This window comes from Mordavella massiliensis, from assembly GCF_016901695.1.
In the GTDB taxonomy this organism is placed as follows: domain Bacteria; phylum Bacillota; class Clostridia; order Lachnospirales; family Lachnospiraceae; genus Claveliimonas; species Claveliimonas massiliensis_A.
In genome coordinates this window covers 78,922-91,908 of the sequence record NZ_JACJKS010000006.1, presented here as the reverse complement: position 1 = coordinate 91,908, position 12,987 = coordinate 78,922, and the positions used below count along the sequence as shown (strand labels likewise).

Sequence of the window (12,987 nt, the reverse complement as noted above, 5' to 3'; positions counted from 1 at the left end):
GGCTTCCCGCACGAAAGAGGAGGTTTTTTATTATGGCAGATTACAGAAAGATGTGGGAAGATCTGGGCATGGATGTAGATACGCACGATCAGCTCTGCGAAGTGCTGCCCCAGGCGTTCGGGGATGTCTATCTCTCCCAGGAGAACCGGCCGGAAGCCATGGACTATTTTAACTTTGTCGTGGCGGAGATCCACGGCGTGCGCCCGGCGGAGCTTATCGAGCACCAGAAGAAGGGCGGCAAGGTGTTCGGCACCTTCTGCGTGTATGTGCCGGACGAGATCGTGTTCGCGGCGGACGCCATCGCCACCGGCCTGTGCGGCGGCTCCCAGTTCTGGGTTCCCGGCGGCGAGAAAGTCCTTCCCACCAACACCTGTCCCCTCATCAAGGCGTCTGTCGGCGCAAGGCTTGACCGGACCTGCCCCTTCTTCCGCATTGCGGATATGTATGTGGGCGAGACGACCTGCGACGGCAAGAAGAAGGCGTGGGAGATCCTGGGCGAGGACGTGCCCGTGCATGTGATGGACCTGCCCCAGATGAAGCGGGAGAAGGACGTCTGTTCCTGGGCGGATGAGATCCGCACTTTTAAGAAAGTAGTGGAGGAGTTCACCGGCAACACCATCACGGCCGACAAGCTGGCGGCCAGCATCCATCTGATCAACAACAAGAGAAAAGCGCTGGAGAGACTGTATGCGTTCCGCAGGAACGAGAAGCTCCCCATCAGCGGCAAGGATGTGCTCCTCATCTCCCAGATCGCGTTCTACGACGATCCGGCCAGATTTACGGAGATGACGAACAAACTCTGCGACGAGCTGGAGAAGAGGGTGGCGGAAGGCGTCAGTGTATTCCCGGCAGGGACGAAGCGGATCATGCTGACCGGCACACCGCTCGCCATCCCCAACTGGAAGCTCCACAACCTGGTGGAGACGAGCGGCGGCGCTGTTGTCTGTGAGGAGATGTGCACCGGCACACGCTACTTCGAGCGCCTCGTGGACGAGACGAAGACGACCGTGGACGAGCAGATCGACGCCCTGGCGGAGCGGTATATGGGCATCAACTGCGCATGCTTCACCCCGAACCATGCAAGGATCGACGACATCATTCGCCTGGCAAAGGAGTACAAGGTGGACGGCGTCATCGATGTGAACCTGAAGTTCTGCAGCCTGTACGATGTGGAGGGCTACACGGTGGAGCGCGAGCTCAAGAAGGCAGGCATCCCGGTGCTCGGCATCGAGACAGACTACGTGGACAGCGACGCCCAGCAGCTGCGTACAAGGATCAGCGCGTTCATCGAGATGCTGGGGGCGTAGGACAGATGAAAGAGATACAGTATTACGTGCTCTTTCCCAACCATGACAACGGCATGCGGCTCTACCAGAAGCTGAAGAAGGAGGGGGTGCGGTCCGTGATCGCGCCCACCCCGAGGAGCGCCAGCAAATGCTGCGGCATCTCCCTCCTTGTAAAGGAGGAAGATCTGGGGAAGATCCGGGCCTGCGTGGAGGAGAACGGCATTGAGATACTGGAGATAGCGGCAGTTGAGAAAGACGTGAACCCGGGCAGGGACCGCTACTGCTGACAGGAAGGAGTGCAGGATGGATTACATAGGAATCGATATAGGCTCCACGGCCGCCAAGGTGGTGGCCCGCGGAGACCATGAGCTGGAATTTGCCCTCCCAACCGGCTGGAGCAGCAAGGAGACGGCGCGCACCATCGCAGGGCGCCTGCGGGAAGACGGCATCGACGTGTCCCGGGAGACGGCGAAGGTGGTGGCGACAGGCTACGGACGCGTGGCTGTGGACTACGCGGACTACGTGATCACGGAGATCACCTGCCATGCCAGAGGCGGGCGGGAGATGGGGAGCGACGACTGCGCCGTCATCGACGTGGGCGGCCAGGATACGAAGGTCATCCTCATCAGCCGCGGCGTCGTGCAGGATTTCCTCATGAATGACAAGTGCTCCGCCGGGACAGGAAAATTCCTGGAGATCATGGCCAACCGGCTGGGCGTGGACCTTGGCGAGCTCTTTGATATGGCGGAGAAGGGGGAGACCCTGGCCATCAGCTCCCTGTGCACCGTGTTCGCGGAGTCGGAGGTCATCAACTACATCGGCGAGGGCCGCAGGCGGGAAGACATCGCCGCCGGCGTGGTGGATTCCGTGGCGGCCAAGGTGGCGCAGCTCGCCATGCGCAAGGAACTGCCGGACCAGATCATACTGACAGGAGGGCTCTCCTCCAGCCGGTATTTCACAAAGATTTTGTCCCAGAAGATCGGAAAGACCGTGTCCCCCACGGATTACGGACGCTATGCCGGTGCTCTCGGGGCGGCGCTGCTGGCGAGGGAAAAGACCATGCGCGCAGCGGCAAAGAACAGATAGGAGGAGAAGAAAGACAGCATGGAACTGATCAAAGATTTACCGGAAGTATTTGAAGAATTTGCAGAGCAGAGGAAAAACTCTTTCCTGGGCGTGAAGAAGTTAAAGGAGCAGGGCGTCCCCATCGTCGGCGCTTACTGCACGTATTTCCCCCAGGAGATCGCCATGGCCATGGGGGCGGCGACCGTAGGGCTCTGCTCCACGTCTGACGAGACGATCCCGGACGCGGAGCGGGATCTGCCGAAGAACCTGTGCCCCCTGATCAAGTCGAGCTACGGCTTTGCCAAGACGGAGAAATGTCCGTTCTTCTATTTCTCTGACGTGGTGGTGGGGGAGACGACCTGCGACGGCAAAAAGAAGATGTACGAGTACATGTCCCAGTTCAAGGACGTGTTTATCATGGAGCTTCCCAACACCCAGGGCCCGGAGGCGCTGAAGCTGTGGAAGAGCGAGATCATCCGCTTTAAGGAGTACCTGGAGAAGAAGTTTGACGTGACCATCACGGAGGATGAGATCCGGGACGCCATCCGCGTCAACAACGCAGGCCGCGCGTCCCTGAAGCACCTGTACGAGGTGATGAAGAACGACCCGGTGCCGATCACGGGCCACGATCTCTTTAAGGTCCTGTACGGCAGCACCTTCAAGTTTGACAGGAAAGAGATCCCGGGCGAAGTGGACGCCCTGGTTGAGAAGATCAAAAAAGAGTACGCGGACGGCAAGATGCTGGAGAAAAAGCCCCGCATCCTCATCTCCGGCTGCCCCATCGGCGGCGCGACGGAGAAGGTCATCGACGCGGTGGAGCAGAACGGCGGCGTGGTCGTCACATTTGAGAACTGCAGCGGCGCCAAATCCATTGACAAGCTGGTGGACGAGGACAACCCGGATGTATACCAGGCGCTGGCGGAGCGGTATCTCAATATCGGGTGCTCTGTCATGACGCCGAACCCGAACCGTCTGGAACTGCTGGGCCGGCTCATCGACGAGTACAAGGTGGACGGCGTGGTGGAGATGACGCTGCAGGCCTGCCACACCTACAACGTGGAGGCGTTCGGCATCCGCAAGTTCGTCAACGAGGAGAAGGGGATCCCCTACATCAATGTGGAGACAGACTACTCCCAGGCTGACATTGGCCAGTTGAACACGAGGATCGCGGCGTTTATTGAGATGCTGTAGATCGCGGAGATCAGGAGGATGGACATATGGAGATGTTCTGTATGTCCATCTTTTTTGTTGACAGAAGCGCTTTTCCCTTGCTATAATCCATTCACAAACAAAATTCAGAGATATTCTGTATTTTATCTTGATACGTATCAGCCGCTGTATCGCGGAACTATTCCATTCAAAAAAGAAAAAACTAATATTGGCTTTTCCAGGCAAAAGCACTACAATGAAAGGAGAAAAGAATGCAGAAAAGGAATCTTGAAGAGCTGAATTTACTGGATGATTTTCTGATGGGCAGCGTGTTGAGCTATCCGGGAATCGGACCGGAAGTGTGCAGGAGGATGGTATCCGGCTGGATGTATATGCAGAAGAATCCAGGGAAGATGATATAGACATGGTCTATGACATTGAGCCGGATAAAGACGGAAGGGAAACACTTCGTCATATACTGCCGAAGCGTGCACGATTCTATCATGCCAAGATAGATGCGGACAGTCTGGCATCGGGAGAAGATTATGGACAGTTGAAAAATGTAGCTGTGATCTTTATTTCTCCGTATGATCCGTTTCAGTTAAATCGGATGGTATATACGATCAAAAACAGTTGTATAGAAGAGCCGGAGTTGTCTTATGAAGATGGAGCGAGAACGATATTTCTCTATACAAAGGGGACAAAAGGAAATCCGCCGGAAGAGCTCCGGAGACTCTTGAAGTATCTTGAAGATTCCAGGGAAGAAAATGCAAAAGATGCAGATCTTATGGCCATCCATCAGATGGTGCAGAAGGTCAAGCATGACAGGGAGGTGTCACTGGAATATATGAAGATATTTGAGAGGGAGCGTATGATACGCGAAGACGGTTACACAAGTGGAAAAGAAGCGGAGTTGATCGGGATTATCCGAAGGAAGAGGGGGAAAGGACTATCTGCAAAAGAAATTGCAGAATGGCTGGAACTGGATGAAGTATATGTGCAGAATGTTGTTGATCTGTTGGAGAAAAATCCGGATGCAGACGATCCGGAGATCGGGCAGATGTGCAGGGAAAACAGGAACTAGAGTACAGGGGCTGTGTATAGAAATTATCTATATACAGCCCCTGCTTATTATCTATACCGATTGGACAACCATTTCTTCCGTCTATAGAATAAATAGAGGGCAGCATGTCTGCCCGGACTCATTCTATTTTTTATGAGCAGGAGGTATACGTATTATGAAGAAAAGAGTATTAGCGGCGTTCCTCTGCATGGCAATGACAGCGTCCATGCTGGCGGGCTGCGGTACAGACACATCCGCAGAGTAGGAGCAGACGCAGGAAGCTGCAGAGGAGACCACAGATGACGCCGCGGAGGCGGAAGATGTGGAAGTGGAGCCGGTGGAGACGAAGACGGTCTATGTGACGCCCCAGTGGGTGCAGAGCGCGCTGGACGGGGAGCAGGAGGGGTATGAGGATATCCTGATCGCGGAAGTTGGTTACGGTGATGTGGCGGACTGCGCATCCTACAACGAGGGGCATGTGCCGGGAGCCATCTATGTGGACAACTGCGAGGTGGAGGATGCCACCGGAAGCGAGGAGGGGGCATACAACCTTCTGGCAGCAGAGGAAGTAGTTGACTATATGCTGAACCACGGCATCACAAAAGACACGAAAGTCGTTCTCTACGGCGGGGATGTCAGCGGAACTGCCAGGCAGGCATTTGCCTATCTGTGGGCGGGCGTCGAGGATGTCAAGGTCATCAACGGCGGAATTGAAGCCTGGAAAGACGCCGGATACGACACGGAGACAGAGGTAAACGAGGGCGAGCCCGCGGAGGATTTCGGCGTGGAGGCCCCGGCTCATCCGGAGTACCGTCTGGATATCGAGGACGCCAAAGAGAAGCTTGAGACAGACGACAACTTTAAACTTGTCAGCATCCGGAGCGAGGAAGAGTTCCTTGGAGAGACGAGCGGATACAACTATATGGATAAGGCCGGCGAGCCGGAGGGCGCTGTCTGGGGCAAGGGATCTGAGTCCTCAACAGATGTAAACGGCTTCCTCAATGACGACGGCACAGTGAAAGACCTGGCAGGATTTGAAGAAGAGTGGGCGGACTGCGATTTCACGCTGGACAATGAGCTCTCCTTCTACTGCGGCACAGGCTGGAGGGCATGCGTTCCCTTCCTGGTGCTCTACGAGAACGGATACGACAATATCTCCGTGTATGACGGCGGCTGGTATGAGTGGCTGATGCATGACGATTACCCGGTACAGGTAGGCGACCCCGCAAGTGATGACTGCGAGCACACGACAGTGGGCGAGCTCCCGACAGGAAAAGCAGCTAAATAAGTAGGATATAAAAGACAGCGGCGCTGCTATTTGTAAAAGGATGGCAGCGCATTTTTACGATCAGGAAATGGAGAAGAAGACATGAACGCAAAGAGGATCCTGTATATAGCGGCTGTGGTGCTGGAGGCCGCCGCACTGACCGGAGCGTATATCATTCACTATTTTACCAAACGGAAGCTGGGCATGGTCCGGTATGTGAACTTTAAGAACATGAGCTGGGAGCGGGACTACCCGGTGGAAATCCTTACGACAGTCTGCGCAGCCGCGGCGGTCGTGCTGACGGTGCTGATCCTGCTTGCCTTTCTGAAGAGACGGCGGGAGCTGACCGGGCTCACGGCAGCCATGAACGCAGCCATGGTTGTCCTGACAGCCCTCTATGCGGGGTATGCGCTGGGGTGTTCAAAAGAAGTGATGGCGGATTACTATTTTATCAGCGGCCTCTTTTTGCTGGCTGCGGCGGTGCAGATCGTGAAGACGGGACTGTCCACCTTTGCGCTGGGAAGAAGGAAGGAGAAGGGCAGTGAAGAATAAGAAGCTGTGGATCTTCATCGGGCTCGTTCTCCTTATCATGATCCTGAATCATATCTTCGGCTGGTCCGGGTATCTGGGGGATGCGGATAACCTGGCGTTCCTTAAGGACCTGATCAGGGATAACCTGGCGGCCGCCATCGCTGTCTACCTGGCAGTGACCGTGATCGGAAGCGTGGTCCTGGCCCTGCCGGGCGTCACCTTCGCCATCCTGGCAGGCTTTCTGTTCGGACCGCTTCTGGGCACCGTACTCTGCGCGGTGGCGGCAACAGCGGGGGCGGTGCTCGCCTTCCTGGCAGGCCGCTTTTTCCTGCGGGACAGCATCCGGCCGGCAGCGATGAAAAATAAGTATCTGAAGAAGTGGCTGTTTGACGAGTCGGGGAAGAACCAGCTTTTCGTGCTCATGATCACGAGACTGGTGCCCATTTTCCCCTACAATCTGCAGAATTTTGCCTACGGGGTGACGGACATCGGGTTTGGGACCTACACGGTGGGATCCTTTTTGTTCATGATACCGGGGACAGCTATGTACACAGTCGGTACGGCCGGGCTTGCGGATGCCGGGAACCGGGTCCTGTACATCGGGATCGCGGCGGCCATTGCGGTGGCAGTGATCGTGACAGGGATGCTTTTAAAGAAAAAATACATAGGGGAGGAGACAGATGAAGGAGAATGAGAAAGTGGTTTCGCCGGAAGCAGCGGCGGACGCCTGCGTGCACTGCCATCTGTGCCGGAAGAGCTGCGCTTTTCTAGAGAAGTACGGCATGGATATCGGCGATACCGGACGCCTGCGGGAACTTGCCTATCACTGCTTCCTGTGCGGTACCTGTACGGCGGTCTGCCCGAGAGGGATAGACGGCCGGCAGGTCGTCCTTACTATGCGCCGGGAGCACGCGGCGAAAGAGGGCGGGAGACCGAAGGGGTACGGGATGCTCCTGTGGGAGAAGGCGGATTACAAATTCCGGAATTACAGGAACGCGGCGGGGACATCCGTCCTTTTCCCGGGCTGTAACTTTCCCTCCTTTTACCCTGAGACGACGAAATATTTGTCCGCGCTGCTTAAGGAGAGGGCCGGGATCGGCACGGTGTACGACTGCTGCGGCAAACCGGTGGCGGAGCTTGGCATGGCGGACCGGGAGGAGACGATCCTGCGGGAGCTTGACGCGCGTCTGTCCGGGGAGGACATAGAGGAACTGATCCTCGTCTGTCCGAACTGTTATCATTTCCTGAAAGGAAAGCTCCGTGCCCGGGTTGTCAGCATTTACAGAAAGCTTCAGGAGCTCGGGATCCGGACAAAGGAGATGAAAGGCTCTCTTTCGTTCTTCCTTCCCTGTCCGGACCGGGTCCAGCAGGAAATGTTAAAAGATATTAAAATGTTTCTAAAGAAAGATCCAGAAATCCTGGATGGAGTGCAGTGCTGCGGCCTGGGAGGATGTGCGGCGGGAAAAGAACCGGATCTGGCCGCCGCTTTGACGGATCCTCTGCTGCGGGAGGAGCTGGTGTACACATACTGCGCCTCCTGCTGTGGGAACCTGGCGAGGAAGGGATGCCGGGCGGAGCACATCCTGGTAAAACTCCTCGGGACAGGGGAGACGCCGGATACGAGGAAGTCCCTTCTCAACAGGGCGAAGTTTACATACCGGAAGGAGAAAAAGGAATGAAGGAAAAGAAAAACTGGGTAAAAAAAGTAGTCATTGTGGCGATCGCCGCCGTGTGCGTGGCGGTCTATTTCCTGGTGCCGTCTGTCAAAAGCGCGATGAACCGGGTGTTCGGCATGTTCGCCAGCGGAGATTTTGATGTGGTGCGGGACTTCGTGGCGTCCTACGGCGTGTACGCGGCGGCGGTGTCCTTCTTCCTCATGATCTTCCAGTCGGTGGCGGCGCCGCTCCCGGCGTTCCTGCTCACACTTGCCAACGCCAATCTGTTTGGCTGGTGGCAGGGCGCCATCCTTTCCTGGAGCAGCGCCATGGCCGGCGCGGCAGTCTGCTTTTTCATCGCCCGCATCCTGGGGCGGGACGTGGCGGAGAAGCTGACAAGCAAGGCCGGGATCGACCAGATCGACACGTTTTTCGAGAAGTACGGCAGGAACACGATCCTGATCTGCCGCCTGCTTCCCTTTGTCTCATTTGATATCGTCAGCTATGCGGCGGGGCTTACGTCCATGTCCTTCAAATCCTTTTTTATCGCCACGGGCATCGGACAGCTTCCGGCTACCATCGTCTATTCCTACGTGGGCGGCATGCTGACAGGAGGGGCGCAGCTCCTCATGACCGGACTTCTGATCCTGTTTGCCTTATCAGCACTTATTATGATGTTAAGGAAGATATATATGGACAGGCAAAAGAGTAAAAAAGGAGGAACAAAGTAATGGAAACCTACTACAATCCGGAGGATCTTGCAAAATTCGGCACCATCGGCGAGGAGGCGCCGCAGCTTGCGGAGAAGTTTTTTGACTACTACGGAGCGGTCTTTGCGGAGGGAGCCCTGACAGCCAGGGAGAAGTCCCTGATCGCCCTGGCAGTGGCCCATACGGTCCAGTGCCCCTACTGCATCGACTCCTACACAAACGACTGCCTGAACAAGGGCGTCAGCGAGGAGGAGATGACGGAGGCGGTGCATGTGGCGGCGGCCATCCGCGGCGGCGCCACACTGGTCCACGGCGTACAGATGAAAAATATTGTAAAGAAACTGGAGCTGTAAGATATGAATCAGGCGTTAAAAGATGTGGAAGAGTTGACGAACATACCGGCCTTTGCGGACCGGATCACAGAGGAGGAATACGGGTATACGACAGACAGCCTGGATGTGATGCAGATCAATGTGGGCAGACGCTGCAATCTTGCCTGCAAGCACTGCCATGTGGAGGCGGGGCCGGCCAGGACGGAAGTCATGGACCGCAGCGTCATGGAAGCCTGTCTTGCCGTGGCCCGGGAGCAGCAGGTGGGCACCATCGACATCACAGGCGGCGCGCCGGAGATGAATCCGGATTTTGAGTGGCTTGTGGCGGAGAGCTGCAAGATCTGCAGCCACGTGATCGTGCGGACCAATCTGGTCATTCTGAAGGAGGAGGCATACCGCCATCTGCCGAAGTTTTATGCGGATCACAGGGTGAACATCGTCTGCTCCCTCCCCTACTACCGGGCAAAGGAGATGGACCGGGTCAGAGGCAGCGGCACGTTTGACAAAGCGGTTGAAGTCATTCAGGAGCTGAATGCCCTTGGCTACGGGAAAGAGGACGGACTGGAGCTGGATATGGTCTACAATCCGGCAGGCGCCTTCTTCCCGCCGGCCCAGGATGCCATGGAGAAGGAGTACAAAAAGAAACTTTGGGATGACTATGGAATTGTTTTTAATAACTTATTTACAATCACAAACAATCCCATGGGGCGGTTCGAGGCATTCCTGAAGCGCACGGGCAACCTGGAGAGTTACATGAAAAAGCTCTCCGATGCGTTCAATCCGGGCACGCTTCCGGGGCTGATGTGCAGATACCAGATCTCCGTGGGATATGACGGACAGGTCTACGACTGTGACTTCAACCAGGCGGCAGACCTGCCGGTGCTGACAGGGGAGACGATCTTTGACATGGCGGGCAGACCATACCAGAAGAGAAAGATCTGTCTGGCCAACCACTGCTACGGCTGTACGGCAGGGCAGGGTTCAAGCTGCGGCGGGGCGACAGAATAGGAGAAGGGCATGACGAAAGAAGAGATCAAGAATTTATTTTTAAGCGGGATCGACTGCTCCCAGGTGGTGACCGGGGCATTCGCAGAACGGATGGGAGTTGACCGGGAGACGGCCAGAAAGATGTCCGCCTGCTTTGGCGGCGGCATGATGTGCGGCGAGACATGCGGGGCCGTGACGGGCGCGCTGATGGTCATCGGCATGGTCTGCGGCCATGCAGAGGAAGGCGACCAGGAACAGAAGGCGGTCATGAGTGCAAAGACGGCAGAGTTCAAAAAGCTGTTTGCTGAAAAGTACCCCTCCTGCATGTGCCGGGAGCTTCTCGGACATGATATATCCAAACCGGGGGAGATGGAGAAGGTGCTGGAGAAAGGCCTGATGTTTGATTTCTGCCCGCAGGTCGTGAAGGATACGATAGAGATACTGGAGAAGATAGTATAAATGATGAAACAGGCAGTGATCCTATTTACAAGAGTCCCGGAACCGGGAAAGACCAAGACGCGGATGATGCCCCATCTGACGCCGGGGCAGTGCGCCCGGCTCCACACCTGCTTTCTTATGGATATCGCCGCGCAGTGCAGGAAGAGCGGCGCAGATATTTTCGTGAGCTTTACGCCGGAGGGCGGCCGCGGAAAGCTGGAGGGGATCCTCGGCCCGGCAAAGGGGTGGATGGCGCAGAGGGGCGACACGCTGGGGGCGCGCATGTACACAGCGATAGAGGAAGTGCTTGGCCTGGGCTATGACGCCTGCCTGCTCATCGGCACCGATGTGCCGGAGCTGAAAGCGGAGCATCTGGAGAAGGCTTTCCGGGTGCTGGAGGAGAAGGACGCCGTGTTTGGCCGGACAGCGGACGGCGGCTACTACCTGGTGGGGATGAAGCGTCCCCTGAAGGAAGCGTTCGCCCTGGACGAGTACGGCCATGGGAAAGTACTGGAGGAGACCCTGCGCAGTATGGGGCAGGCGGGCCTGAGCGTCGGCTGCACGGACACACTTTCGGACATGGACACCTGCGGGGATCTGCGGGGATATACAGTCCGGATGTGTGGAAACAGGGCGATGCGCAGGAGCTTTACCGGAAGATACCTGGCGAAGATCCGCAAGGTATCGGTCATTGTGCCTGTCTACAATGAGAGCGCCACGATCGGGCGGATGCAGGAGCAGCTTGCGCCCCTTCTTGGAAAGTGCGAGATCCTTTTCGTGGACGGCGGCAGCACGGACGACACGCTGGCGAAGATCGATCCGGCATTCACCGTGATCCGCTCCGCGAAGGGGCGGGCCAGGCAGATGAATGAGGGGGCCAGGCAGAGCACGGGAGATATCCTGTTTTTCCTGCACTGCGACAGCGAACTGCCGGACCACGCCCTGGCCAGACTGAAGAAAGTGATGCGGGACCACCGCGCCGGGTGTTTTGGCATTGCCTTTCATTCAAAGAACTTTTTCATGTTCACCTGCCGTGTGATCTCCAACCACCGCGTCAAAGACCGGAAAGTCATGTTTGGCGACCAGGGGATCTTCCTGGAACGGGATCTTTTCTTCCAGGCGGGCATGTTCCCGGAACTCCCGGTCATGGAGGATTACCAGTTTTCACTCACATTGAAGGAGATGGGCGTAAAGCTGGGGATCGCTGACCGGCGGATCTACACGTCGGACCGGAGATTCCCGAAGGGAACGGTGCCGAAGCTCAAGCTGATGTGGAAGATGAACCGGCTGCGCAAGATGTACCGGGACGGCGTGGACATTCAGAAGATCGCAGATCTGTACCGGGATGTGCGCTGAGAGAGGAGGCGGGTTATGAAAAGTAAAGATCTGGATCTGACGGAAGGGCTGGCTGCCTATGTGAGGTCGCCCGGCTACCGGCAGGCCCTCGGCCTGCCTGCCGGGACGGAGGAGGAATACCGTCTGCTGGCTCAGGGGGAATACAACCGGAACTATGTGTTCACGCACCCGCTGACCGGACAGGAGCTGGTGCTGCGGATTAATTTCGGCAGCCAGATGCATCTGGAGCGCCAGATCGAGTACGAGTACCACGCCCTGAAACTGCTGGAGGCGTCCGGACGCACGCCCCGTCCTTTCTATGTGGACGGAAGCTGCCGTGGGCTTCCGAACGGCGTGATGGTCATGGAGTACCTGCCGGGGCATGCGCTGGACTATGAGACTGAATTGTGCCGGGCGGCAGCAGTGCTTGCGGATATCCACAGCGTACCGCTCCCGGAAGGATACAGCCTTGTCGCGCCGGAGAATCCGGTGAAGGCTATCCTGGAGGAGTGCGAGGCCATGGCCGGTAAGTACATGGACAGCCCGCTGGCGGATCCGAAAAAGAAGGCCGTAATCCGGCGGCTCCTCGACCGGGTGTGGCGGGAGGCGGATGTGCTGGGGCCCGCGCCTTACCGCTGCTGCATCAACACGGAACTCAACTCCACCAATTTCCTGATGGGAGGCAGCGGGCAACGGGACTACCTCATTGACTGGGAGAAGCCGCTCTGCGGGGAGCCGGCCCAGGACTTGGGGCATTTCCTGGCGCCCACCACAACCTTCTGGAAGACGGATGTGATCCTGGACGAAGTGCGGATGCGGGCTTTTACAGACCGGTATATGGAAGCCGTGAACGGAAGATTTCCTACAGATGATCTCTGGGAGCGGACCTGCGTCTACATGACGGTGACCTGTCTGCGCGGGATCACCTGGTGCGCCATGGCCTGGGTGGAGTATCAGGAGCCGGGCCGCGATCTGGTAAACGAGTCCACCCGGAGGAAACTGGAGGCTTATTTAAGCTCGGATTTCCTTGACAGGATCGGGGCGTTTATCGAGAGATAGTGGGGTGCGGACGGGTATAGAACCTGTCTATATGTATATAACATAAATCAATAAACAATTCTGACAATTCGCTTGAACAGGTACGGGAGACCTTTTATAATTGATGTACA

At 56.7% G+C, this 12,987-nt stretch carries 15 protein-coding genes; all 15 read left to right on the top strand.

Annotated elements, in window-relative coordinates; all coding sequences use genetic code 11:
• Positions 1–32 precede the first annotated feature (32 nt).
• Positions 33–1,307 (top strand): double-cubane-cluster-containing anaerobic reductase, encoded by a 1,275-nt coding sequence (locus H6A20_RS05990; RefSeq protein ID WP_204906229.1) that lies wholly within the window; start codon positions 33–35, stop codon positions 1,305–1,307.
• 5 nt (positions 1,308–1,312) lie between these two features.
• Positions 1,313–1,573: a putative Se/S carrier protein gene (locus tag H6A20_RS05985; protein WP_204906228.1), complete on the top strand. Its 261-nt coding sequence runs from the start codon at positions 1,313–1,315 to the stop codon at positions 1,571–1,573.
• Positions 1,574–1,589: 16 nt separating this feature from the next.
• Positions 1,590–2,372 carry an acyl-CoA dehydratase activase gene (locus H6A20_RS05980; protein ID WP_204906227.1) on the top strand — a complete coding sequence of 261 codons (783 nt, stop codon included), beginning with the start codon at positions 1,590–1,592 and terminating at the stop codon, positions 2,370–2,372.
• Between the two features lie 18 nt (positions 2,373–2,390).
• Positions 2,391–3,542: a double-cubane-cluster-containing anaerobic reductase gene (locus H6A20_RS05975; protein ID WP_204906226.1), complete on the top strand. Its 1,152-nt coding sequence runs from the start codon at positions 2,391–2,393 to the stop codon at positions 3,540–3,542.
• Positions 3,543–3,861: 319 nt separating this feature from the next.
• Positions 3,862–4,584 carry an Rpn family recombination-promoting nuclease/putative transposase gene (locus H6A20_RS05970; protein WP_204906225.1) on the top strand — a complete coding sequence of 241 codons (723 nt, stop codon included), beginning with the start codon at positions 3,862–3,864 and terminating at the stop codon, positions 4,582–4,584.
• A gap of 301 nt (positions 4,585–4,885) precedes the next feature.
• Positions 4,886–5,851: a sulfurtransferase gene (locus H6A20_RS05965; RefSeq protein WP_338106603.1), complete on the top strand. Its 966-nt coding sequence runs from the start codon at positions 4,886–4,888 to the stop codon at positions 5,849–5,851.
• Positions 5,852–5,932: 81 nt separating this feature from the next.
• On the top strand, positions 5,933–6,382 hold the full coding sequence (locus H6A20_RS05960) for a hypothetical protein (RefSeq protein WP_204906224.1): 450 nt from the start codon (positions 5,933–5,935) through the stop codon (positions 6,380–6,382).
• A complete protein-coding gene (locus tag H6A20_RS05955) occupies positions 6,372–7,055 on the top strand; it encodes a TVP38/TMEM64 family protein (protein ID WP_420846593.1) in 684 nt (227 codons plus the stop codon). The genes H6A20_RS05960 and H6A20_RS05955 overlap by 11 nt, the downstream gene beginning before the upstream one ends.
• Positions 7,042–8,040, top strand: coding sequence for a (Fe-S)-binding protein (locus H6A20_RS05950; RefSeq protein ID WP_204906223.1), 999 nt, complete (start codon positions 7,042–7,044; stop codon positions 8,038–8,040). Before H6A20_RS05955 ends, H6A20_RS05950 begins: the two co-directional genes overlap by 14 nt.
• Positions 8,037–8,747 (top strand): TVP38/TMEM64 family protein, encoded by a 711-nt coding sequence (locus H6A20_RS05945; protein WP_204906222.1) that lies wholly within the window; start codon positions 8,037–8,039, stop codon positions 8,745–8,747. The genes H6A20_RS05950 and H6A20_RS05945 overlap by 4 nt, the downstream gene beginning before the upstream one ends.
• Complete coding sequence (locus H6A20_RS05940; RefSeq protein WP_204906221.1) at positions 8,747–9,079, top strand: arsenosugar biosynthesis-associated peroxidase-like protein; 333 nt, start codon at positions 8,747–8,749, stop codon at positions 9,077–9,079. Before H6A20_RS05945 ends, H6A20_RS05940 begins: the two co-directional genes overlap by 1 nt.
• Positions 9,080–9,082: 3 nt before the next feature.
• Entirely contained in the window at positions 9,083–10,066 is a 984-nt protein-coding gene (arsS, locus tag H6A20_RS05935; RefSeq protein ID WP_204906220.1) for an arsenosugar biosynthesis radical SAM (seleno)protein ArsS, read from the top strand.
• Positions 10,067–10,075: 9 nt separating this feature from the next.
• Entirely contained in the window at positions 10,076–10,504 is a 429-nt protein-coding gene (locus tag H6A20_RS05930; RefSeq protein ID WP_204906219.1) for a C-GCAxxG-C-C family protein, read from the top strand.
• The gene (locus H6A20_RS05925) at positions 10,505–11,839 is read left to right on the top strand and encodes a TIGR04283 family arsenosugar biosynthesis glycosyltransferase (RefSeq protein ID WP_338106601.1); all 1,335 of its coding nucleotides are present in this window, start codon (positions 10,505–10,507) and stop codon (positions 11,837–11,839) included.
• 15 nt (positions 11,840–11,854) lie between these two features.
• The gene (locus tag H6A20_RS05920) at positions 11,855–12,877 is read left to right on the top strand and encodes a phosphotransferase family protein (protein WP_204906218.1); all 1,023 of its coding nucleotides are present in this window, start codon (positions 11,855–11,857) and stop codon (positions 12,875–12,877) included.
• Positions 12,878–12,987: the final 110 nt, after the last annotated feature.